Genomic DNA, 23,874 nt, shown 5'->3' with positions numbered 1-23,874 from the left:
TTCATTCACGATAACTAAAGGCGAAATCAGCTTGCCTGCCCACACAAAAATTAAACGCGCTAAATTAGTAGTTAGGCCCAGAGTGAAGATTGGAACTGAAAATGACGCAAAAACGCCCCTACGGCACTTGGGATTCCCCAATCGGTGTTGACGACCTAACCGCACGAACGGTCACGCTTTCCCAACTTCGCGTGGATCGTGACGCAACCATGTGGGTTGAAGGCAGGGCTAACCAGGGAGGTCGTAACGTTCTGCTTCGCAAAGGCCGCGTAGGCATTACCGAAGAGGTTTTGCCCATGATTGAGGGCACTATCTTGCCTGACGTTCGCACTCGCGTGCACGAGTACGGCGGCCGCGCTTACGCCGTTCACGAGGGCGTTATCGTGTTCTCGCACGCCGGTGATGACCGCGTTTACAAGTTTGATCTTAACGATCAGACTCCCGGTATTATTCCTCTGACCGAGCTATCTAAGCGCCGCTACGGCGACTTCCACATTGCTGATGTGCGCGACGTGGTTTACGCGGTCTGTGAAGACCACACGGGCGAGGGCGAGCCAAAGAACTACCTGGTTTCTATCCCACTCGATGGGTCGGGAGCGCGCGAACCAGAGCGGGTGAAGACGCTTTACGACAAGACTGATTTCGTTGCTGCCCCCACGCTCTCACCCGATGGCACCAAGCTTGCGTGGCTTACCTGGAATCATCCGCACATGCCGTGGACCAGCGCTAAACTCCACGTCGCATCAATTTCTTTCGAGGGCGACATTGACCAAATGGTTACGGTTGTCGGGCAGAAGGACGTAGCCGTTTATGAGCCAAGGTGGACCGCCGCTGGCGATCTCATCCACGTTGATGATTCAAGCGGCTGGGCAAACCTGTACCGCACCGAGGGGTTTGAGTGGCACGAAGGCGAGGACTTGAACGCGTGGACCACGCGCCTGCGCACCCGCCGCCTACACCCCTCCCAAAAAGCTTTCTCTCATCCGCACTGGCAACTGGGTCTGCACTCGTTTGACAACCTGGATGAAGATCATCTGATTTGTTCGTGGGCTGAAGGTCCGTACTGGCACCTGGGAACAGTGCGCCTAGATAACGGACAGCTGGAGACCTGGCACACGGATTGGCGTCCCGTTGGCAACGTCGCGGCCTACAACGGCCGGGTTGTCATGCTTGCAGACTCCGATACGCGCACGCCAGCAATCGTTCAGATCAAGAACGGTGAGGTGACCGAGTTGCGCTCGTCTACCTGGACGGATCTGCCCGAACGTGTGATTTCTAAGCCCGAGCCCATCGAGTGGCCCACCGAGGACGGCGAAATCTCCCACGGATACTACTACCCGCCTGCCTCGCCTTCATTCACGGCGCCCGAGGGCGAACTGCCCCCGCTTATCGTCATGATTCACGGCGGCCCCACCTCGGCGGCTCGCCCGGGCCTCACCTTGTCACAACAGTTCTGGACTTCGCGCGGCTTTGCGATTTTGGATGTTAATCACCGCGGTTCCACAGGTTGGGGCAGGCCTTATCGCGAGCGTCTGAACGGTAACTGGGGCGAGATGGTTGTAAGCGATGCCGAAACCGGCGTCCAATACCTGGTTGATAAAGACCTGGCTGACCCAAAGCGCGTTGCGATTCGCGGCGGCTCCGCAGGCGGTTTCGCCACCCTGCTAGCCCTCGCAACGTCCAAGACATTCACCGCAGGCACATCGCTGTACGGTATCGCGGACCTTGCCGCGCTAGTTAAGGATACGCACAAGTTTGAGTCGCGCTACATTGGCCGTCTCGTAGGTTCAAGCGATCTTTCCGACCCGGTTTGGGCCGAGAAGTCTCCGATCAACCATATTGAAAACGTTGAAGCCCCCCTCCTCTTGCTGCAAGGTAGTGAAGACCACGTGGTGCCACCTTCTCAGGCGCAGATGATGAAGGATGCCCTCGAAAATCTGGGGCGTACTGTCGAACTAAAGATTTACGAGGGAGAAGGACACGGATTTGTCCGCTCCGACACGATTCAAGATGCTCTACTAACTGAACTGGACTTCTACAAGCAGGCTTGGGGAATCGCCAGTGCCGAGTGAGGCGGGCGGCTTACCGCACCCGCGTGAACTTACTGGAAGGATCCGCCATCTCCTCGTATATAGGCGCACCGGTCAAGCTGCGGTTGCGGTGACGGCCGGTGCCCTTACTGGACTGATGGTCGTGTTCATGCACTACCTGATCATCGGGTGGGAATACCTCATGACCGGCTATACGGACTACGCTCCAACGGGCGGCGCTGCGCATGGCTGGCTTGGGATTGGCTCGTGGTTTGTGATTTTCACGCCCGTAATCTCCGCGCTGATCTACGGTCCGCTGATGCAAAAGTGGGCGCCTACTACGCGCGGTCTGGGCATTCCAGAAGTAATGCTGGCAGTTCGCCGCAATGGCGGCGACATGCCCCGTAACGTTTGGTTTATCAAGGTCATTGCTGCCGCGCTAACCATTGGGGGCGGCGGCTCGGTGGGTAAGGTAGGCCCGGTTGTGCAGACGGGCGCTGCGATCTCCTCAATGATCGCACGCCGCCTGCGTATGCCGGTAAAACGCGTGATGGTACTCGTCGCTTGCGGCGCTACCGCAGGTGTGTCCGCCACCTTCAACGCGCCCCTGGCTGCGGCCGTGTTCGCGATGGAAGTAATCCTCGTGCAATTTTCCGCAGAGATCTTCGGCCTAGCCGTACTGTCATCCGTATCCTCCGTATTAGTTTCGCGAGCGATCCTCGGCGACAAATTCATCATTAGCCTCCCGGGCGCCTATAACCTGGAGTCACAACTGGATCTGTGGGCCGTTCCCCTAGTGGGGCTACTGTGCGGACTCACCGGTCTATTACTGTCAAAAACGCTCTATTTGCTAGCAGATCTTCTAGACCGAATCGACCGTGGCCCAGAATGGCGCCGGCCCGTGGTTGGCAGCATTTTTCTTGGACTCGGTCTGTGGATGTTCCCCGAACTCTTCGGCACTTCGACAACAATCCAAACAGAAGCTCTCTTGGGCGCTTACACCGCTTCAGCTCTGTTGCTACATGCGGGCTTGAAAATACTGTTCTCCACCTACACCGTTGCAATCGGAGGCGCAGGCGGCCTGTTTGCCCCTTCGATGTACATTGGTGCGATTGTGGGGACCGCCATCGGCATGTACCTGGAGCCACTAACCTCCACCAGTCCCGCCGTCTTTGGCGTTATAGGTATGGGGGCGTGCTTTGCGGGAGCTATTCGCGCGCCTATGGCCGCCGTCCTGTTAATCATCGAGATGACCGGCCAGTACGGCCTCGTTCTTCCCCTCATGCTTGCCATTGTCATTGCTACCGGAACCTCGAGATTCCTTAGCCGCAAAACGATCTACACCGAAAAGCTTATTCGCCGCGGCGACATCCTCGATGATCCCGTCGATGCCACCTTGATGGGCAATAACGCTGCGAAGACCCTAATGGGCCCCGTTCCAGGCCTGATCGCTACAACCAATACAATCCCGGAAGCCTCTCAAATCATGCGCTCGTCGGAATCTTCACTTCTTCCCGTAGTAGATGAGGAGGGGAAGTTTGTGGGCACCGTATCTTCAATGGAGCTTGCCAGCGCGCGCCTGTCTGACGATACTCCTCCAACTGTGGCTGACCTACATCTGTCCACCGCTTCAGTTCCGGCAAGCGCCACGCCCTCGGTGTTCATGCAACGAATGCTTGCTACGCACGTGGCCGGCATGCCGGTAGTTGAAAGCGGGGAGGTTATTGGATGGATTTCTTCTGAGGAACTGGTTCGTCGCATGTATCGCGAGCAGCGCCGCGCCTTGGAACGACGCGAAGCCGAGTCTTCCTGGGGCTCTCGCTGGCAGCAACGTCACGCCAATCGTGACATCGACGAGGCTACTTCTTAACTCTCCCGGGAAGTCCTCCCATCACTTCGATGCCCTCATTTTCACGAGGAGTTAGCTCGCGTAGCCAGAAGCGGATTCCGTGCCTTCCTGCCTCCCCCTCACACACACTAAGCGGGCGAGACCAGTTCTTCGGCCCCGCCCGCTTAGTGTGCGTTTACTTCACGAGTTCGCGAAGAACGTACTGCAAGATGCCACCGTTGCGGTAGTAGTCCGCTTCACCCGGTGTATCGATGCGTACAACCGCGTCGAACTCAATCGTGTCACCGTTTTCCTTGGTAGCGCATACCTTAACGGTCTTCGGTGTTACGCCCTCATTCAGCGCCTCAATGCCTTCAATGTCAAAGACTTCGGTGCCGTCGAGACCGAGCGAGTCAGCGTTTTCACCGGCCGGGAACTGCAGCGGCATGACGCCCATACCGATCAGGTTAGAGCGGTGAATCCGCTCGAAGGATTCGGTAATTACTGCCTTCACGCCCAGCAGGCTGGTGCCCTTAGCAGCCCAGTCACGAGAGGATCCGGAGCCGTATTCCTTACCACCGAGCACCACAAGCGGAACACCGGCTTCGCGGTAATTCTGCGCAGCCTCGTACACGGTTGCCTGCGGCCCACCGGGAGCCGTGAAGTCGCGGGTATAGCCGCCCTCAACATCGTCAAGTAGCTGGTTCTTGATGCGAATGTTTGCAAAAGTACCGCGAATCATGACTTCGTGGTTACCACGGCGAGAACCGTAGGAGTTGAAGTCGCGACGCTCCACACCGTTGTCAACCAGGTACTTACCGGCGGGCGTGTCTGCGCGGAATGAGCCGGCTGGCGAAATGTGGTCGGTGGTTACCGAATCGCCGAGCTTCAACAGTACGCGCGCACCCTTCACGTCCTTGACCGGATCCGGTTCCATCGTCATGCCCTCGAAGAACGGGGCCTTGCGAATGTAGGTGGAGTCTTCCGCCCAGTCGAACGTTGCGCCGTCCGGCGTTTCAAGGGCGCGCCACTTCTCGTCACCCTTGAACACATCAGCATAGTCGTGCAGGAACATTTCGCGGTCAATCGTCGCATCGATCGTTTCCTGTACCAGCTTCGGATCGGGCCAGATGTCGCGCAGGAACACGTCGTTGCCATCCTGGTCTTGACCAAGCGGCTCCGTTTCAAAGTCGAAATCCATGGTTCCGGCCAGCGCGTAGGCGATTACGAGCGGCGGCGAAGCCAGGTAGTTCATTTTGACGTCAGGGTTGATGCGACCTTCGAAGTTGCGGTTACCGGAGAGTACCGAAACAACCGTTAGATCCTCTTCGTTCACAACTGCAGAGACTTCGTCCGGTAGCGGTCCGGAGTTACCGATACACGTGGTGCAGCCGTAACCAACCAGGTTGAAGCCCAGTTCGTTCAAATACGGCCACATTCCGGCCTTCTCGTAGTAATTGGTAACAACCTGCGAGCCAGGCGCCATTGAAGTCTTAACCCACGGCTTGCTCTTTAGGCCCTTTTCTACCGCATTCTTAGCGAGCAATGCGGCTGCCATCATGACCGACGGGTTTGACGTGTTGGTGCAGGACGTAATCGAGGCGATTACAACATCACCGTGGTCAAGCACTGTCTCGGTGCCGTCAGCAAGCGTGATGCCCACCCGGTGATGAGGACGCTCATCAGCAAGCTTTGGCTCGCTCGGCGGAACGGCATCTTCTTGGCTGCCGAACTTGACCGGGTCAGAAGTACCCATGGAATCTGCAAGCGACTTGTCGAGGCCCGTTGGCTCCAGGCCCTTGCCTGAAATGTAGTCCGGGAGAGTGCCCGCGAAGGATTCCTTGGCTTCAGATAGTTCGATGCGGTCCTGCGGGCGCTTTGGGCCGGCAATGGATGGAACAACTGTGGAAAGATCTAGCTCGAGGTATTCGGAGTACTTCGCTTCGCGCGACGGATCGTGCCATAGGCCCTGTTCCTTCGCGTATACCTCAACGAGGCGGATAAGGGACTCATCGCGACCGGTAAGACGCAGGTAGTCGAGGGTGACGTCGTCGATCGGGAAGATCGCAGCAGTGGAGCCGAACTCTGGCGACATGTTGCCGATCGTTGCACGGTTGGCCAGTGGCACTGCTGCAACGCCTTCGCCGTAAAACTCAACAAACTTGCCTACAACCCCGTGTTCGCGCAACATTTGCGTGATGGTGAGGACAACGTCAGTTGCGGTTGCGCCCGAGGGGATCTCGCCGGACAGCTTGAAGCCCACAACCTTCGGGATCAGCATCGAAACGGGCTGGCCGAGCATGGCGGCCTCAGCTTCAATACCGCCAACGCCCCAACCGAGGACGCCCAGGCCGTTCACCATCGTTGTGTGCGAGTCGGTTCCCACGCAGGTGTCCGGGTAGGCAACGGTCTTACCGTCTTCTTCCTTGGTGAACACGGTACGTGCTAGGTATTCGATGTTCACCTGGTGGACGATGCCCGTGCCCGGCGGAACAACGCGGAAGTTTTCAAACGCATCCTGGCCCCAACGCAAGAACTGGTAGCGCTCGCCGTTACGCTGGTATTCCAGTTCGACGTTTCGAGCAAATGCGCTTTGCGTACCGAACGAGTCGATTTGTACCGAATGGTCAATCACGAGTTCAGCCGGATTTAGTGGATTGATCTTGTTTGGATCGCCGCCCAGGTCAGCCACGGCCTCACGCATGGTTGCAAGGTCTACCACGCAGGGCACACCCGTGAAGTCTTGAAGCACTACGCGTGCGGGGGTGAACTGGATCTCCGTGTCTGGATCGGCCGAAGGATCCCAGTTAACCAGGGCCTCAATGTGTTCTTTGGTGGTGTTCGCACCATCTTCGGTACGAAGAAGGTTTTCTGCCAAAACCTTCAGAGCGTAAGGTAGCTTCGATGCTCCCGGCACAGCGTCGAGCCGGTAAATTTCGTAAGACTTACCATCTACATCAAGATCCGCGCGGGACTTGAAACTGTCTAGGCTGGTCACGTCATCTCCTCGTGAAATATGAGACTGCTCTCCAACATCAATATCTCGATGTCAAGATACTTAATGCTAACACTTTCACTCAACATTTTCGTTGGTTGGCACGCTTTTCGCTGTGTTTCAAATAACAGGCCCGAGAACATGCGGTTTTTAAGCATAAAGAACCGCCCTTGGGCGCATACTTTTCGCTACGAGAGCTTTAGTTAAATAGCACGGCAAGGACGGTTCACTACTGATTAGTATTTGAGGTCGTAGTTGATCTGGTTGATGAGAGGCTCGCCGCGGCGATAACGGCGAAGGTTTTGGGCGAATATCGCGAACGCGCGCTTGAAGTAGTGCTGGCTCGGACCGGAGTTGTGAGGAGTCATCAATAGGTTATCCAGGTCCCACAGCAGCGAATCTTTCGGAACCGGCTCCGTGGCGAACACATCTAGGTAAGCGCCCTTTAGCGTTTGCGCCCTCAGCGCGGCAACGAGGTCTTCTTCAACGGTAAGATCACCGCGCCCAACATTTATGAAAACAGCCTCGCCGTTCATTAGCGCAAATTTGGAGGAATCGAAGAGTCCTCGGGTGGCGTCTGTGGAAGGAAGTACGCATACAACGTAGTTTGCCTGAGGCAGGAGGGATTCCAGCGAATCCATGGTAAACATGGCGTCGAAGTACTGAGGGAGCTCATCGGTAAGGCGATTTCGGATACCGGTAACGTGCATGTCGAAGGCTTTTGCCTTGCGAGCAATTTCGCGCCCGATCGCCCCAGCTCCGACGATCAAGAGTTTCTGATCGGCTAGTTCACTAACCGCAATGGTCTGATCCCAGACCCTATCCGCTTGGTTTTGGAACGCGGTTATCAGGTTGCGTGAGAACATGATCATTGCGCCGAAAACCTGTTCTGCGATGGGCTTTGCCTGCACGCCAGAGGTGTTGGTCAAAACCACGCCCATCTTAGAAAGTTCGCGCAGCGGATAGCGATCTATACCCGCAGAGTAGGAAAACACCCAACGCAGGTTCTGGAACTGATCTAGCTTTGCCGAGTTCAAGGGCGCGTTATTCAAGATGATTTCGATGTTCTCCTTATCGGGAAGCATCGAATCAAAATCGGAGTAAACCTTCCACTCTTCCGCATTCCCAAACTCCTGGCGCATAGCCTGGTCAATTTGCTCAGCATCGATCTTCACAAAGCCGTCGCTATCGGTTATCGCAATCATCGCAGTTTCTCCTAGTAGACGCTTTATTCCACACTACATTTACGCCAAGACGCACGGCTCGGCTAGTTTGGCACGAGGTTACTTTCGAGTCAGAACGGAAACTATCTCCACGTGGTGGGTTTGCGGGAACAGGTCGAGGGCAGTGAACACCTCTAATTCATATCCGGCGTCAAAAAGGCCGGCGAGGTCACGCGCACCCGCGGCCGGATCACAGGACACCAGCACAACCCGGCTGGCTCCCACCGCCGCGAGCGCACCTATGACATCTTTACCGGCACCACTGCGAGGAGGATCCAAAACGATAGTTCGCGGCCTCTCCCCCAGGTCAGACCATGCGCGCATTATGGATTTTGAGTTCACCCGTCCGGCACGCAGATCACGATCAACCTCAACCCCGCGAAGGTTCTCCCTAGCGTAGCCAACTGCTTCTTTTGATCCCTCAATCGACACGATAGCGCCGCGCGGTCCAAGCTCGCGGCCCAAGAACTTAGTGAACAGTCCCGCCCCGGCGTAAAGTTCAATCACGGCGTCGCCCTCTTGCACGCGCGCACCGTCAAGCACGAGCTCTACCAGGTCAGCAGGAGCGCTAACGTGAGCCTGCCAAAAGCCCGAGGCAGCCACCGAGAACTTCTCAACCGTTCCGCGAGCGCGCACCTGCCAATCGGCCCGGTCACCTACGCGCCGGTTTGCGCCGTTAAATACCTGGTTACCGATTACAACCCGGCGTCCGCCATCGCCCGGGGCAACTATGCGAACTTTCTTGCCGGGACGCAGGTACTGCTTCCAGGGAGTATCGCCTAACATGCCAAGCTCGAGGATCGGTTCCACAGCGAGAGGCATGGTTTCAATTTCGACCAGCTCGTTTGAGTTTTCTTTCTTCATTGCGAGGCGCCTTGCCCGTGATACCTCAAAATCAACTCGAGTGCGCCAGTTTAAGCCGCGAGGGTCACTTGCCGGGTGAACCTGCAGGGCGCTTTCTCCCACGGCGCCTATGACTCTCTCGAGGGTGTTTGCTCCCCCGACTCGCGCCAACTGGTCTTTAATAACTTCCGTTTTCCATTCGCGCTGGTATTCGAGGGCAACGTGTCCGAGGTCTGCGCCGCCTACACCACTCGCTGCGGCCTCGGGCCAAATATGCGCCACGCGGTGTTCGGAAGGCTCCAAAATATTTATGGCACTTCCGTAGGAAACTTTGGAGCGGCGGCTATCTACGCGCACGTCTACGAGCTCTTCCGGGATTGCTCCGGAGATGAACAGGGGCCGGCCATCCACGAGTGAGAAGCATGTTCCCCCATGGGCGGGACGTATCGCCCTGACCTGTTTGATGATGTCGGGGCTTTCACCGTTGGTGTGCATTATCTTTCCTTAATCTGCCCAGGGCACGAGTGTTACCAACACGCCGGGTTCGTCTAGGAGTGTCTTTTCGAGGTGTTTCATTTCCGTGTTGTGCAAGCGCCCAAGTAAGGCGGTTTTGAACACTACATGAGGGAGCACCACGTTTACGAGTCGGTTCGGGTGTGCTGCCCGGGTTCGACGCACGTGCTCGATGATTGCTTCGGTTGGCCTAGAAGGGCCGGCATCGAGGACGGTGAGGTTCGCTCCGAGGTTTTCCTCGCGCCATTTCTTGAGCGCTTCTTCACTATCACTGCCGCCGGTATCTACATGGATCAGCTCGATCGAGTACGGTCTGGTCGATTTGATCCATTTGGTTGCGCGTGTGAGCGCTGGCCCCATACTTTGCGCGATGATCATGTAGTGTACACGCCCGGGCGTGATTGGATCGTCAGTGGTGGTTTCACCGGCGCCAACTCCGTAGTTTAGGTAGTGGCGGCGTACGGCGTACAGCATGAAGTAGAGCAGCAGAATGAGCCCGGCCACTACCCAGGCCCCCTCGAAGATGCCAGAGGCTACGACTAGCACGAGCACTACCACACTGATCACGAGGCCGCCTAGTGCCATCAGACGCGCACGTCTCATTTTGTTCCTCTCTGGGAAGTGCCCTTCATTTTTCAGTTTCGCGTTCCAGAATTTCACGGTTGACCACCGGGTTAGGGTGAGCGATAAGAACCCTGACACTGCAAGCATTGGAACGAGGATACGAAACTGGGCCGATCCCACCAGTATCAGACCAATGGCTCCAAGGGTGAAGATGAAGGGGGTAAACGCCATCCTTGTTGGATCGTTCATGAGGTGGACGGGAAGCAGATGGAAGTTGGCTAGTTCACCACTAAGCTTGTCCGCGCTGTGCAGCACCGTCCTCGCTGATGCTATTGCCGTAATAATCAAAACGATCGTCGTAACCAGCAAGAACCATTCTTCCACGCCTACCGTGCGCAGGGCCGCGTAGAAGGTGTTGCGCCGTCCAATGAACCGCGCAGAATCGACGTCGCGGATGTTGAGCATGGCGAGCATGGCCGTCATCGAGGCAGCTAGGCTCATTGAAATTTTTGCAATACCAGCGTGCTTAACATGCGGGTAAGAAAAGTAAGAAAGGTCTGCGGTTAGGTGTCTAAGGAGCAGCGCGGGGGCGAGGACAACGCCAAGCCCAAGGCCAAGGGCAGGCACGATTCCACGCGCAAACGGCGAGCGGCTTCCAACCTCGGTTGTGACTATCGCAAGGTCTGCCGAGGAGGTTTGCGAGAAGTACGGCGATGACCCGATCATGCCGGCGGTCAAAAACAGCAGTAGGAGGAAGCTAAGCACAACTATGGTTGCACCGCCCCTGGTCGAGCGCGGCGCCACTTGGAAGGTCTGCAGCATTGCAATGGCAACAACGGCGCATATTGCAATCGGCGTGCGCGCGGGAATAAGCACGGGCCACATGGATCCGAGCAAGAAACTAATCGAGGCCCCTGCGATAGCGAACGTCACGATGTATTCAGAAAGTTGCGCCGCCGCCGTGAGAGTGGACATTCGGGTGCCAAGCGAATCATCGACGCCCGCGAAGTCCCCTACGTACCGGCGTCTGGCTAGTAGAACCGGAATGTCAGAAATCGCGATTAGCGCAATAAGCGGAACCGCAAACACGGTGAGCCACGCCGCGATTGAGGCGTCTAGGTAGCCCAGTGGTGACAGCACGTGCAGTAGCGCATCCGGCTGCCAAATTGGGATCAAAACCAGTAGCGAAGCCGAAGCGAGGAATGCGGATGCTCGCGCCAGCGGATATGCTCCGCCCTTCGCTCGCCTAATACCCGCGCTCGTTGATGTCATGTCCCCAACTCTACAGGCACACGAAGCGAGCGCGTTCTTGATAGTTTTATTAAATGCACTTTGTTGTCATGGGAGCCGGGCGCGTTGGAACAACGCTTGCCACGCTTTTAGATCAAAGAGGCCACTCGGTGGCTGTAATCGACCAAAATCCCGAGGCCTTTCGGCGTCTGCCCGCAAACTTTACTGGCCGACGCGTGACTGGCGTAGGATTTGACCGCGACACGCTACGGCAAGCCGGTATTGAAGATGCCTACGCTTTTGCGGCAGTGTCTAACGGAGATAACTCGAACATCATTTCTGCAAGAGTGGTGCGTGAAACCTTCAAAGTTGAACGCGTTGTGGCCAGGATCTATGACCCGACTCGTGCGGAAGTATACGAAAAGCTTGGTATTCCCACCATTGCCACGGTGCGGCGAACAACCGAAGCAGTGCTGTCTTGGATGATGCCGCCGGACGTGAGCCGCGTGTGGACGCACCCCACCGGAGATGTTGCCCTGGTTTGCGCCCGGCCTGAATCTAGCTGGTACGGATTGTCCTTCGCTATGGTTCGCCAGCTAACCGAATACCCCGTTGTGTTCGTGTCCCGCCAAGGCCACATGGACGTGGCTAACGATGACCTAATCGTTCAAGAAAATGACGAACTTTACTTCGCGATCTCACTGGCTGAGGAAACCAGGATCCGCGAAATCCTTGCTAACGATCCAGCAGTGGGAGCATAAATGCTTATCGTAATCGCCGGAGCAGGTTCGGTTGGGCGCTCTATCGCGCGCGAACTTCTACTCAAGAAACACGAAGTTACCCTCATTGATCGTCTGCCCGACCAGATGCGTGTCGCCACTGTGGCTGAAGCTGATTGGATCCTGGCAGACGCCTGCTCGCCCGAAACTCTTGACGCCGCAAACGTGGGCAACTGTGACGTCATGGTTGCCGCAACCGGAGACGATAAAGCAAACCTCGTCATCTCTTTGCTAGCCAAAACAGAGTTTGGCGTGCCCCGCGTTGTTGCCCGCGTGAACAACCCAAAAAACGAGTGGATGTTCAACTCAACCTGGGGCGTTGACGTACCCGTTTCCACCCCGCGCGTCATGACCGCCCTCGTTGAAGAAGCCGTGAGCGTTGGCGCTTTAGTTCGCCTCTTCCAGTTCCACGAGGCCGGCACCGCAATCTATGCCATAACGCTTCCCGCTGATTCACGCGCAAGCGGAAAGAAGATCGCCCAGTTGGGTCTGCCTTCCGATGCGCGCGTGCTCACCGTACTGCGTGACGACGCGCCCGTTGATAATGAGGACGAGTTCGAACTTGCCGCCGGAGACGAAGTGGTTCTAATGCTGTCTTCATTTGAAAAGTCTCTTGGCCAAGACGTCGAGCAGGTGTTCGGCTCCAAATAGGCCGGGCGCGTAGGGCTTCTCCCCGATGCAAGTTTAGAAAGCGCGCACCGATCTAGTCGGCAGCTGTCGCGTTGCCCTTGGACTCCGTCTGCACGACTTCCCTATACGGGCGTAACTGAACCCATGTAACCCAAGCGACGAGGAGGAATGGGGGCAGTCCCAGAAGCAATTTGGCCGTTCCGAGCATCGCAACCTGGCCGCCCAGCCACAGCGGGATCTGCACCAAGAACCGCAAGGCGAATAGGGCGAACCACAACCATGACAGATTTCGCGATACCCTTGCCAAACGATCAAGCGAGCCCGGATTTTGCCACCACTTCCAGCGCAATTGCCAAACCGCTGTCAGCGCCATCGACACCACCGGGTAGCGGACCAAATTAGCCACCATAATTGCCAGCCCATACGCGGCTGAAGTAATGATGCCAAAAGCGAAAAAGTTCTCGCCCCTACCCGACCACAGGGCCCAAATAACTCCGATGGCTACGCCCACGAACCCGGAAACTGAGTATGTGACTGGCTGCCGACTTACCAGCCGAACCAAAATCAGCACTACCGAAATGCCGCCTGCCAAAATGAGTGGCCATTTCAGGTCCATCGTGATCACGTAAGCAACCACAAACACCAACACCGGAAGCACGGATTCGATCGCGCCGCGCACTCCGCCAACCGCCTGCCACGCGTCAAACTGATCGGCGTTAAGCTGGCTGGCTAAAGATTTGCTCTTACCGCCGGGATTGCCTGCCGCCTCGTCGATCAAATCACTCATCATCGTCCCCCAGGATTTGAAAATGAGGATTCCACAGAAGCTGCTCAGAAAACTGTTGCATCACGTTACCCTGGGCGACCATGCGGGCACCAACGTGAATGCCCGGAATCTCACGCCTACCCGGCCAGGCAACAATGACGGTACCCGTATCATCCTTCAAGTGTGCCCGTAGCGTCATCGACGCGCCTTCAATCGGGTACGTTATGGCAACCACTCGCCCCGAAACCACCGCGCGCATCCGCGGTTTCAATGCCGCGATAGCAGTGCGCGGCTGGTCTACTAATCGCGTTGGAAGAGTCAACCTACTACTTATCGTCCTGCGGCTCAGAAGCCGCCGTAAGCTCTGATGGAAGCGTGAACGGGATTACCGAAAGCGGTGCTCGCGGCGCGTCACCACGTTCGATAACGAGGCCAGAAATGACCGCCGCAACGGGCTCCCAAGCTTTCTCATCGGACAGAGCAGCACCCGCAAGGTCAATACGCAACGCCCAACGGTTACCCTCAATAGTGAAGATCCTGCTCGGAGCTATTGCATCGCGCCCATCTTGGGTCTTCACCACCGTGTGCGCAACCAATTCTTCGCCCCATGGACCTTCGCGTACCTCAACCTTGGCACCCTGCTGTTCCAGCGCTTCTTTCGTGGCGCGTAGCACCTCCTGGGCTGCACCACCGGACTTCGGATTCGCAATCACCATCATCTGCATGACGGAATTACCAATCACCACGTTCATTCGCAAAATGGTTTTGTCCGGCGAGAACACGGGCTGGATTTGAATTCCTGCAATAGCGGGAAGTTTTAGTGGCCCAAGGTCAATGTATCCCTTAGAAACGTCACGCTGGCTGATGTCGAAAGGCCCGTGCTCCGGGGCTTGCGCTCCGCCGGCTTCAGCAGACGCGTCATCTGCCAGCGGTTCTTCGTCGCGGGCCTGCGCCACGTCCTCGGTCTTCTTCTTGCGCTTGAATAACGCCACTAAATTTCACCTACTACAATCAAAACCTACCGAACGGCCAGTCTACTCCGCACACTCGGTGCATACAGGCAGCCCATCCTGCTCGTAGGCAAGCTGCGAAATGTGGTGTACCAAGAAGCACTCCGAACAGGTGAACTCGTCATCTTGACGCGGAACAACCCGAACTGTGAGCTCCTCATTAGATAGATCTGCGCCCGGTAGTTCGAAATCTTCTGCAATCTCGTTCTCATCCTCATCGACCACATTCGAGCCCTGGTCATTGCGACGGCTCTTCAGTTCTTCGAGAGAGTCTTCCGAAACATCATCATCGTTCTTACGAGGCGCATCGTAATCTGTAGCCATGGTTACCTCTTCATACTCATCTGGGTGGACACAACAGCTGTTACTGCATATTAATGCCGCGCGGGGATATTAGCATTGATTTCAGCAATGAACGCAACCGACAAGCGACACGCGCATAATGTAGCACGATGAGAGCCACTTAGGTGCCATGCTTCATACTAGGGACGGAGGATTAATGATCGAGCTTGAACTTTTAGGCCCGCACGGGGATGGTTCGCAGTTGGTTTTTACCGATAAAGACGGCGAACGCTACATGATTGTTGTGGATGATGCTCTCAAGGCAGCGATCAGGCGAGGTGAGCTGAAGCTCGAGTCATTTCCCAAATCCGGGTCCGTCCTGCGTCCTCGCGAAATCCAGCAACTTCTGCGTGCGGGCATGCCAGCCGCCGAAATCGCGGCGAACTATGACATCGACATTGACCGCATTAATCGCTTTCTTGCGCCGATTGTCACCGAACGCAACTACATCGTGTCCGCCGCATTGGCCGAGCCCGTCGGTGGCGAGGCGGGAGCACCCCAACTGGGCGACCTGGTAATCGACAGACTCGCAACCCGAGGCGTCGATGCCCACTCCCTTTCCTGGACCGCGCTACGCGAGGGCGACCGCCCGTGGGAGCTGCACCTAACATTTGTTCAGGCAGCCACCGAGCGCCGCGCCTCCTGGCAGGTATCCAACCGCGGTGTCCTTATTTGCGCACTGGATGAAGAAGCGCGCTGGCTTACCGAAACCACCACTCCCGCCGCCACCAATGTGACGAGTCTGCCTGAAGGCGAAGCTCCTACCAACACGCCGGGAGAAGCGGCCTCACCTGACGACGTCGAGAAGATCCTTGGCGATTTGGCTTCGAAACGAGGCCGACGCAGGGAATCGAAATCGCAAAGTAAAACTGAGACCGTTGAGAAGCCATCGCTGTTGCGCTTCCCTAAACCAGCCCAGCCTGAGTCGAAGGTGGAGGCCGAGGAGCCCATCGCCGAACCCGAACCGGCCCAGCCGCAGCCGGTTGTAAGCGAAGACAGTGACGCGTTGCCCGGCTTTGAAAAACTCGAAGTTCAAGAGCCTGAACCAAAGAAGAACAATCGTAGTGGTAAGCGCCGCTCGGTCCCCTCGTGGGACGAAATCGTTTTTGGCACGCGCAGTAACTAATCGAACCTGAGGATCGGAATGGCAAGCTCAGCAGAGCTGAACGAGCCGTGCACCCCCACTAGGTCTATCGACTTTTTAGGCTGAGTGCGTGAATCCACCACCACCCAGTCATCGTGTATGAATGCCACGGCATCACCCGTAAGTGTTGCTCCGCTTTCACCGCCCAATATTTCTACTACTTCGCCACCCTGCACGATGGTGGCGCGCTCCCCCAGTTCGTCTCTCCAGCGGCCGATCACTTCGTTGGGGTTGGTGGCCGCGTGGATATGCACGGCTCTGCCCTCGCCTGCGATCAGCTTTAAGTCCTGCTGCAAATGCGGATTTTGCGCCACGTCTATGCGCCTTTCCGGCCGCGTGTTAACCATGCCGTGATCGCCCGTTACAAGCGCGCACACGCCCTTTGGCAGTTCTCTATTTATGCGTGCGAGCGCCGCGTCCACCAGCTCGAGTTCGGCAACCCACTCGTCGCAGTCTGTACCAAAACCGTGCCCAGCGTGGTCAAGGTCAGACCAATACAGGTAGACAACCGCCGCGCCCTCGCGTAGCTGTTGCATTGCCGCGTCTATTCGCTCGTCAAGGGTCTGCGCACCTACCGGGCGTGCTCCGCGAAGGGCCGCCATGGTTAAACCTGATCCGGCAAACCGCTGCGGCATGATTGCGGCAGAGCTTATGCCAACGCGGCTCGCGACCTCAAACATGGTGGGATTCGCCTGCCATTTTTCCGGAGGAACACTCGCGTTTTCGAAGGTAAGAAGCGTAGTTACCTGGCTACCGTCTTTCACAGACCAGCCCACCATATTCGTCTTTCCGGGCATAAGGCCGGTTGCAAAAGACGAAATAGCCGCGGCGGTGGTTGAGGGCAGAACGGTACACGCCCTCAACATGTCGGCTTTTCGCGAGCGCAAAAACGGCGTGTAAGGAAAATGGTTCGTTACAAGGTCAAAACCAAAACCGTCAATCAACACCACGAGGATTTGCTGGCCCTGTTCCAACTGCAGATAGTTTGCAAGGCACTCGCGCTGCACCTCAGACTGCGGCGTTGGCCCGCTCACTCCCCACGCTCCAAAAACCACGGGCAAAATATCGCAGATAGACGGTTGCGAGGCTCGCATAGCCTGCGCTTTATCCAAACTCATAGCCGCTTCCAACAGACATACCCTCGCTTAAATTTCAGTTGCGCAAACTTTTTGACACAATGAGAGTTATGCCAAAAACGGTTGATACCAGCGTAGACGAACACATTGTAGAGATTGATGTTTCCAGCGAAATGCGAGGATCCTTCCTCGAATACGCCTACTCTGTAATCTACGCTCGCGCACTTCCGGATGCACGTGATGGCGCGAAGCCCGTGCAACGCCGTATCCTCTATCAAATGTCTGAAATGGGGCTTCGCCCCGAACGCGGCCACGTGAAGTCGCAAAGTGTTGTTGGCGAGGTGATGGGTAAGCTTCACCCGCACGGTGACGCGGCAATCTACGACGCCCTCGTACGTCTTGCACAAGACTTCAACCTACGCGTTCCCCTCGTTGATGGGCACGGTAACTTCGGATCGCTAGATGACGGCCCGGCTGCCGCGAGGTACACGGAGGCTCGCCTTGCCCCTGCCGCCCTCGACATGGTGAAAGACCTGCATGAAGACACCGTTAACTTCGTGCCAAACTACGACAGCCGTCTAACCCAGCCCGATGTTTTACCAGCCGGATTTCCAAACCTTTTAGTCAATGGCGCATCCGGCATTGCGGTAGGCATGGCTACAAATATTGCTCCGCACAACCTCGGTGAGGTCATCGCTGCAACCACCCACCTGATTGATAACCCGGATGCCACAGTTTCTGACCTCATGCGCTTCGTGCCCGGCCCGGACTTTCCCGAGGGCGGCATCATTATCGGGCAGGAAGGCATTGAGGAGGCCTACACCACCGGCCGCGGTTCATTCAAAGTTCGTGCCAAGATGAACGTGGAGCGAGTGACTCCCCGCAAGCGTGGCCTAGTTGTCACCGAGCTACCCTACATGGTTGGTCCAGAGCGCGTTATAGAACGCATCAAAGATCAGGTGAATGCTAAGCGCCTTCAGGGAATCTCAAACGTCACAAACCTAACGGATCGCCACCACGGCGTGCGCCTAGTAATTGAAATCAAGAACGGTTTCAATCCTGAGGCTGTGATGGAGCAGCTATACCGGCTCACACCACTTGAAGATTCGTTCTCTGTAAACGCCGTAGCCCTCGTTGATGGACGCCCGCAAACTCTTGGTCTTAAAGAGATGCTTGAGGTTTACCTCGACCACCGCTACCAAGTAGTGCGGCGCAGGTCGCAGTTCCGCCGGCAAAAGGCGATGGACCGCCTCCACCTGGTAGAAGGCCTCCTGGTTGCGATCCTTGACATCGACGACGTGATTGCGATCATTCGCTCCTCCGACGATGTAGATGAAGCGCGTTCGCGCCTCATGCTTGCCTTCGAACTGGATGAGATCCAGGCCGACCACATCCTGTCGCTACGCCTGCGCCGGCTCACCAAGTTCTCCCGGATCGAGCTGGAAACCGAGAAGGCCGAGTTAGAAGCCGAGATACGCGCACTCGATGAGATCTTGGGCTCCGAACAAGTACTGCGGGGCGTCGTTAAAGACGAGCTTTTGGAAGTGTCCAAGCGTCTGTCCACTCCGCGGCGGACCATGCTGCTATCGGCCGACGCTGCGCAAGTCACCACTACTGCCAAGAGCGCCGTGCCTTTGGAAATTCCTGACGGGCCCGCAACAGTGGTGCTTACTCCTGACGGCGGTCTCATTCGTGTTGAGGGCAACGAGCCCCTTGAGAAAACCGAAGCCCGAGCCGTAGCGGACACCTATCGGGTAGCGATCCCCACCACCACGCGCGGCGAGATTGCTGTAGTGGATAGCGCGGGCCTAGCCCACCGCCTCCACGTGGTTGATCTACCCGCTGTGCCTCGGACCGCCTCAAACGCTTCGTTTGCAGCCGCGGTATCTGCCAGCCACCTGCTTGGCCGCGACATTGAGCCACGGGGCCTCATCGATCTTGAAGGCGAAGCAATCACCGGCATAGTCACAAAGGCGGGCGTCATCAAACGCATGCGACCCGAGTTCGCCAAATCCGACGAGTTTGAGGTCATGAACCTCGCTGATGGCGACGAAGTGCTGTTTGTAGCGCCCTGCCCCGACGAAGTAGACGTTGTGTTTATCGCTTCTAATGCGCAGCTTCTGCGCACGCCAGCAGGCAAGATCCGCCCGCAAGGACGCGTAGCAGGAGGTGTGGCCGGCATGAAACTCGCCGATGGAGCCAGTGTCATCGAGGCAGCGTTCACGGCTTTGGACGCAGCCGAGGTCGTAACCGTTGCGGCCGCCGACGATGGCATGCTCTACCCCACCCAAACCTCTTTGAAGGTCACGAAGGGCGAAGTATTCCCCGAGAAGGGACGCGCGACGCGGGGCGTGCGTTGCCACCGTTTCTTGAAAGGTGAGGACGCGCTTGCACTCGCTCGAGTATGCCCCGGCGTTGCACTTGCAGCTTCTTCTACCGGGTCTCCCATCGAGCTACCTGAGGCGGACGAACGCCGTGACGGCTCTGGAACGCCGATCACGAAGACGGTTGCCTCGCTGGCATAGCGCTACTTACAACTGGGGCGTAGTACACGAAAGCGCGGAAGCTGTATTCAGCTTCCGCGCTTTAATAGGTCTGATGAAGCTAGCGGATGCGGCATTATTGCCGGCAACACGCCTATTGTTCGGTTACGGCAAGCGTATATACCCGGGACGTTGCAACCGTGGCGAACCCCAGCGAATCGTAAACCGACATCATTGAAGGCGATGAGAGCGACGATAGCCCCGCGAGGACGGCATCCATCCCCGCTTTCTTCTGCGCACGCATCGATGCAGATACGAGAGCTGGCGCGATGGTTTGGTCTTTGAACTCTGGGAGCACGGCTAGCATATCTATGGTTCCCTCACGCCAACCCAGCACGGACCAATCTTGAGAGTACTTTGACGCCATGACCAGACCTGCGATTGCTTCTCGATCCGCGGCGTGTGAAACGGCTACGAAAGACCATTCGGGGATGAAACCCGCGCGATCCTCACCGCTCCACTTGTAGGTCTCGCCGCGGCCGCCCTCGCCGCGCGTGATGAGATCCAACGCGTGGTCGATCTTATGCTCGCCAACGCTGTCCCAAGGAACGATGGTTATAAATGGATCTACTTCTACGAACTCTGGTTCCTCATCCAGCGCAGCGCGCATGTCAAAGTACGACCGATTCCACTCATACCCGTACTCCAGCAGATACTCCTCGAGGACGCGGTGACCCTCTTCAACATTAAATAGAATCTGTTTGGACTCCCCGCCCATGGCTAGCAACGCGGCGGTTGCGGTTTGCGTATGCCATTCAACGAGCACCCGCCCAAAGCCGATACCGCGGAACTTCGGGTCCACCCCGCCTCGACACGAAGCTACTACAGGCTCGTCATCAAACAGCCGAATGTAACCGTACACGCGCAACTTGCCATCAATAAACCCGCCGATTGCAAAAAACTCATCAGAATAGCTAAACAGCTCGGCTATCTCTTCTTCAGAAGTACGGTACGGAAGGTCATCAGACTTTTCAATGCGATGCTGCAAGTCTGCAAGCATGCGAGAATCGCGCACATCAAGGAACCGCCACGAACATTCAAGACCGGGCGCAAGCATTTCTGGAGTCGCGGGCAGGGACGTTAGAATGACGAATCCTCTCTATCTCAGACCACGTGACTAAAAATCAAGACTATAAACAAAGTAGTTGCCTACGGCCTTAAATCCAAGCCGTTCGTAAAAACTGTGAGCCCCGTGCGGATTATCCATATCCACATCCAGTCCCATTCGTTGCATACCCGAATCATACGAGGCCTTCGTAGCCTTCGTAATCAGAGCTCGGGCGAGACCGGATCCACGCGTGTTTGGATCAACACCAAGAAGTTCGGCGTAAGCCTCGCTCATTCCGGTGTGGAGCCACCGGGCCGGGTGGCGCACCACGAGGATGTAACCAGAAACCTCACCGGTGGGCGAAATTGCTACAAACGACCATCGCTTCTCGATGGACGCGATGGCATCCTCCCACCATTTAGCAGCATCTGCGGTACTTCCCCAGTGGTCTGAAAAAGCGCGTAGGTGCAAGGCCCTTATCTGCGCTTCAAGCTCAGCGATCCAAGGAACCACCGTGTAGCCGCCGCGAGGCTCATCCACCGTGGGTTCCTCGCCCTCCAAATCGCGGTACATCACTTGGAACTGGCGCTGCTTCTTAAAACCAGCACCCTCGAGCACTGCCACGCGCTGGAGCAGATGCCCATCAACGTTTGTAGCGATCTGCGCAGGTAGCTCACAGTCCGGACCGTACGCTTCTAACAGGAGCTGTGCGCCGCGCGCCTTCTGCCACTCCAAAATGGCCTGGCCAATGCCTCGCCCTCGAAAATCTGGGTGAACTTCGCTAGAAATCTCAACTCTTGCCACTTCCCCATCAGCCGGGAGAACTTCGACTACGGCCACGGCCTGGATCTTGCCCTGATCATCGCGACCAACAATCACATCTTTGCCTTCGCCCGTCACCAGCAGATCAGCAATCCTATCCGCGCTAGTGGAAAACAGGGTGGAATCAAAAAACTCGCACTTGTGAACCTGGCGGGCAGCGTCATAACCATCACGCGGCTCAATTTCGGACCACTCGAGCCCCAAATTAGCTGGCGGGTAGGTTGCGTCGATCAGCGGTGCCGTTCTTTCTGCCAAAGTTGTAGACATGGCGCCATTCTAAAGGACATGCTCACGCCCACCCAATCAACGCCAAGCTTTTACCTACGCTAGACAACTGCTAAAGACGCCAAATACTTTACGCGTCGATCTTTTCCCTATCGAAGTCGTTTGCCCCCTCAACAATGAAACTACGACGAGGAGCCACTTCCGATCCCATTAGAAGTTCGAAAACCTTCTCGGCCTCAAGGAGCGCGGCCTCATCGGCGAGCGTGATTCGACGAAGAGTGCGGTGAGCCGGATCCATCGTGGTTTCAGCCAACTGGTCCGCATCCATCTCACCCAGACCCTTGTACCGCTGGATCGGTTCCTTGTATTTGCGTCCCTGTCGATTCAGCCTGGCAAGCGTTTGCGTCAGCTCATCCTCAGAGTAGGTGTACAAAATCTCCTTCGGTTTCTTACCCTGCTTCGGCACCTCAATTCGGTGCAGCGGTGGTACGGCCGCGTAAACCCGCCCAGCTTCCACCAAAGGCCTCATGTAACGGAAGAACAAAGTAAGTAGCAGGGTGCGGATGTGCGCACCGTCCACGTCAGCATCCGTCATCAAAACGACCTTGCCATACCTTGCGGCCGAGAGGTCAAACGTTCTACCCGAACCAGCTCCAATCACCTGAATGATCGCCGCACACTCCGCGTTTGCGAGCATGTCAGCAGTGGATTTCTTCTGCACGTTTAGAATCTTGCCTCGAATCGGAAACAGCGCCTGATGCTCGGAATTACGTGCAAACTTTGCGGTACCAAGAGCCGAATCACCCTCAACAATGAACAATTCGGAAGAATCCACATCGTTTGAGCGACAATCGGCAAGTTTTGCGGGCAACGACGACGTTTCAAGAGCGTTCTTGCGACGCGATATCTCTTTGTGTACACGCGCTGAAACGCGGGCCTTCATCTCGCCCACAATCTTCTCTATAAGAGCATCATTGGTTTGCTTCACGTCGCGCTTACTGGACTTGAAACGGGTTTGGAAGTAGTCGCTCACAACCTTGTTGACAATCTGGCGAACCTGCGGAGTACCAAGTACTTCCTTAGTCTGTCCTTCAAACTGAGGCTCTGGGAAACGCACGGTGACAACCGCCGTCATACCGGCCAGGATGTCATCCTTCTCAATGCGCCCATCCTTCTTTGTCACCTTGTAACGCCGCTGATTCTTATCCACCTGGTCGCGAATCACCTTGAGCAACGCAGCTTCGAATCCCTGGACGTGCGTGCCCCCCTTTGGAGTGGCAATAATATTCACAAACGAACGCTGCGTCGTGTCATAGCCAACGCCCCACCGAAGCGCAATATCGACGTTGCAGGTGCGTTCAATATCAACTGGTTGCAGGTGCCCACCCTCGTTCAAGCGCTGCACAGTCTCGTTGTAAACGCCCTCTCCGGTTATGTGCATCGTCTCTGTAACAGGTCCATCAACCGCCAGGAAATCGACGAAGTCAACAACTCCGCCATCAAACTGGAGTGTTTCTTCGATAACCTCGTCACCGCGCTCATCAATACACGTGATAGCCAGGCCTGGAACCAAGAACGTTGTTTGGCGGGCTCTACCAAGTAGCTGCTCGAAGTCGAATCCCTCATTCTTTGGGAAAATCTGGAAATCAGCCCAAAAACGCACGCGAGTGCCCGACTTACCTCGAGCGGCCTTGCCCACCACATCCAGCTGGGACGCATCCACAAACGGAGTGAACGGAGAGTTTGGAGTGCGATCCTTGGAATCATCAAAACGGCCCGGCTCGCCGCGCAGGAATGACATCTGGTAGGTCTTTCCCGCTCTATCTACCTGCACATCCAAACGGGCAGACAAAGCGTTCACTACAGACGCGCCAACGCCGTGTAGACCGCCCGCAGATCCGTACGAACCGCCACCAAACTTACCTCCGGCATGCAGCTTCGTGAATACAACCTCAACGCCGGAAAGGCCCACACCTTTCACTTCATCAACTGGAATACCGCGCCCATTGTCACTGATCGACACCGAATAGTCCGGGTGGAGCGTAACGGTAATGTGGTCGCAATACCCCTCAAGCGCCTCATCTACCGCGTTGTCAATGATCTCCCACAGGCAGTGCATAAGGCCGCGCGAATCCGTTGAACCAATGTACATGCCTGGACGTTTACGAACCGCCTCCAGGCCTTCCAGTACGGAAAGGTGCCTTGCCGTGTACTCTGACGCGTTAGATTGGGTTTTATTCTTACTAGCCACGCAAACATGTTA

The 23,874-nt window shown here is 56.4% G+C and carries 18 protein-coding genes; 6 read left to right on the top strand and 12 right to left on the bottom strand.

Annotation, left to right across the window (positions count from 1 at the left end; all coding sequences use genetic code 11):
• Window positions 1-101 precede the first annotated feature (101 nt).
• A complete protein-coding gene (locus HMPREF1628_RS02635; protein WP_034507485.1) occupies window positions 102-2,072 on the top strand; it encodes a S9 family peptidase in 1,971 nt (656 codons plus the stop codon).
• Window positions 2,062-3,900 carry a chloride channel protein gene (locus HMPREF1628_RS02630; protein WP_034507483.1) on the top strand — a complete coding sequence of 613 codons (1,839 nt, stop codon included), beginning with the start codon at window positions 2,062-2,064 and terminating at the stop codon, window positions 3,898-3,900. The genes HMPREF1628_RS02635 and HMPREF1628_RS02630 overlap by 11 nt, the downstream gene beginning before the upstream one ends.
• A gap of 154 nt (window positions 3,901-4,054) precedes the next feature.
• Here HMPREF1628_RS02630 and HMPREF1628_RS02625 read toward each other — a convergent pair whose 3' ends face one another.
• The 4 genes from HMPREF1628_RS02625 to HMPREF1628_RS02610 all read right to left on the bottom strand — a co-directional run bounded on the left by HMPREF1628_RS02625 (window position 4,055) and on the right by HMPREF1628_RS02610 (window position 11,268).
• A complete protein-coding gene (locus HMPREF1628_RS02625) occupies window positions 4,055-6,856 on the bottom strand; it encodes an aconitate hydratase (protein ID WP_034507481.1) in 2,802 nt (933 codons plus the stop codon).
• A gap of 233 nt (window positions 6,857-7,089) precedes the next feature.
• Window positions 7,090-8,058, bottom strand: a complete 969-nt coding sequence (locus HMPREF1628_RS02620) for a D-2-hydroxyacid dehydrogenase (protein WP_052038800.1) — start codon at window positions 8,056-8,058, stop codon at window positions 7,090-7,092.
• Between the two features lie 78 nt (window positions 8,059-8,136).
• Window positions 8,137-9,414 (bottom strand): class I SAM-dependent RNA methyltransferase, encoded by a 1,278-nt coding sequence (locus HMPREF1628_RS02615; protein ID WP_052038799.1) that lies wholly within the window; start codon window positions 9,412-9,414, stop codon window positions 8,137-8,139.
• Between the two features lie 9 nt (window positions 9,415-9,423).
• Window positions 9,424-11,268, bottom strand: a complete 1,845-nt coding sequence (locus tag HMPREF1628_RS02610; RefSeq protein WP_034507479.1) for a hypothetical protein — start codon at window positions 11,266-11,268, stop codon at window positions 9,424-9,426.
• A 53-nt stretch (window positions 11,269-11,321) separates the two neighbouring features.
• Here HMPREF1628_RS02610 and HMPREF1628_RS02605 point away from each other — a divergent pair, with 53 nt between their 5' ends.
• Both HMPREF1628_RS02605 and HMPREF1628_RS02600 read left to right on the top strand, forming a co-directional pair.
• Complete coding sequence (locus tag HMPREF1628_RS02605; RefSeq protein ID WP_034507476.1) at window positions 11,322-11,987, top strand: potassium channel family protein; 666 nt, start codon at window positions 11,322-11,324, stop codon at window positions 11,985-11,987.
• Window positions 11,988-12,656, top strand: coding sequence for a potassium channel family protein (locus HMPREF1628_RS02600; protein ID WP_034507474.1), 669 nt, complete (start codon window positions 11,988-11,990; stop codon window positions 12,654-12,656).
• A 52-nt stretch (window positions 12,657-12,708) separates the two neighbouring features.
• Here the strand turns inward: HMPREF1628_RS02600 and HMPREF1628_RS02595 are convergent, their stop codons facing one another.
• Genes HMPREF1628_RS02595 through HMPREF1628_RS02580 form a run of 4 tightly spaced genes read right to left on the bottom strand, consistent with a single transcriptional unit; the run spans window position 12,709 to window position 14,735 of the window.
• Window positions 12,709-13,422, bottom strand: a complete 714-nt coding sequence (locus tag HMPREF1628_RS02595) for a DUF3159 domain-containing protein (protein WP_052038798.1) — start codon at window positions 13,420-13,422, stop codon at window positions 12,709-12,711.
• Window positions 13,415-13,723, bottom strand: coding sequence for a hypothetical protein (locus HMPREF1628_RS02590; RefSeq protein WP_156956848.1), 309 nt, complete (start codon window positions 13,721-13,723; stop codon window positions 13,415-13,417). Before HMPREF1628_RS02590 ends, HMPREF1628_RS02595 begins: the two co-directional genes overlap by 8 nt.
• Window positions 13,724-13,727: 4 nt before the next feature.
• Complete coding sequence (locus tag HMPREF1628_RS02585; RefSeq protein ID WP_034507469.1) at window positions 13,728-14,393, bottom strand: DUF3710 domain-containing protein; 666 nt, start codon at window positions 14,391-14,393, stop codon at window positions 13,728-13,730.
• 42 nt (window positions 14,394-14,435) lie between these two features.
• A complete protein-coding gene (locus HMPREF1628_RS02580; RefSeq protein ID WP_034507466.1) occupies window positions 14,436-14,735 on the bottom strand; it encodes a DUF4193 domain-containing protein in 300 nt (99 codons plus the stop codon).
• Window positions 14,736-14,910: 175 nt separating this feature from the next.
• On the opposite strand from HMPREF1628_RS02580, the gene sepH reads away from it, so the two are divergent.
• Window positions 14,911-15,879 carry a septation protein SepH gene (gene sepH, locus HMPREF1628_RS02575; protein WP_052038797.1) on the top strand — a complete coding sequence of 323 codons (969 nt, stop codon included), beginning with the start codon at window positions 14,911-14,913 and terminating at the stop codon, window positions 15,877-15,879.
• Here the strand turns inward: sepH and HMPREF1628_RS02570 are convergent.
• Entirely contained in the window at window positions 15,876-17,015 is a 1,140-nt protein-coding gene (locus HMPREF1628_RS02570; RefSeq protein ID WP_034507464.1) for an alkaline phosphatase family protein, read from the bottom strand. The genes sepH and HMPREF1628_RS02570 overlap by 4 nt on opposite strands.
• Window positions 17,016-17,083: 68 nt before the next feature.
• Here HMPREF1628_RS02570 and HMPREF1628_RS02565 point away from each other — a divergent pair, with 68 nt between their 5' ends.
• Window positions 17,084-19,498, top strand: coding sequence for a DNA gyrase/topoisomerase IV subunit A (locus tag HMPREF1628_RS02565; RefSeq protein ID WP_156956846.1), 2,415 nt, complete (start codon window positions 17,084-17,086; stop codon window positions 19,496-19,498).
• Window positions 19,499-19,610: 112 nt separating this feature from the next.
• Here the strand turns inward: HMPREF1628_RS02565 and HMPREF1628_RS02560 are convergent, their stop codons facing one another.
• The 3 genes from HMPREF1628_RS02560 to HMPREF1628_RS02550 form a co-directional block, all read right to left on the bottom strand.
• On the bottom strand, window positions 19,611-20,531 hold the full coding sequence (locus HMPREF1628_RS02560; protein WP_052038796.1) for a hypothetical protein: 921 nt from the start codon (window positions 20,529-20,531) through the stop codon (window positions 19,611-19,613).
• 102 nt (window positions 20,532-20,633) lie between these two features.
• Window positions 20,634-21,653, bottom strand: a complete 1,020-nt coding sequence (locus HMPREF1628_RS02555) for a GNAT family N-acetyltransferase (protein ID WP_052038795.1) — start codon at window positions 21,651-21,653, stop codon at window positions 20,634-20,636.
• Window positions 21,654-21,741: 88 nt separating this feature from the next.
• Window positions 21,742-23,862: a DNA gyrase/topoisomerase IV subunit B gene (locus tag HMPREF1628_RS02550; protein ID WP_034507459.1), complete on the bottom strand. Its 2,121-nt coding sequence runs from the start codon at window positions 23,860-23,862 to the stop codon at window positions 21,742-21,744.
• Window positions 23,863-23,874 lie beyond the last annotated feature (12 nt).

The sequence above is a fragment of the Actinomyces sp. S4-C9 genome, from assembly GCF_000758775.1.
Taxonomy (GTDB): Bacteria; Actinomycetota; Actinomycetes; order Actinomycetales; family Actinomycetaceae; genus Gleimia; species Gleimia europaea.
Note: the sequence above shows the minus strand (reverse complement) of the source record. Positions and strands in the feature narration are given on the sequence as shown.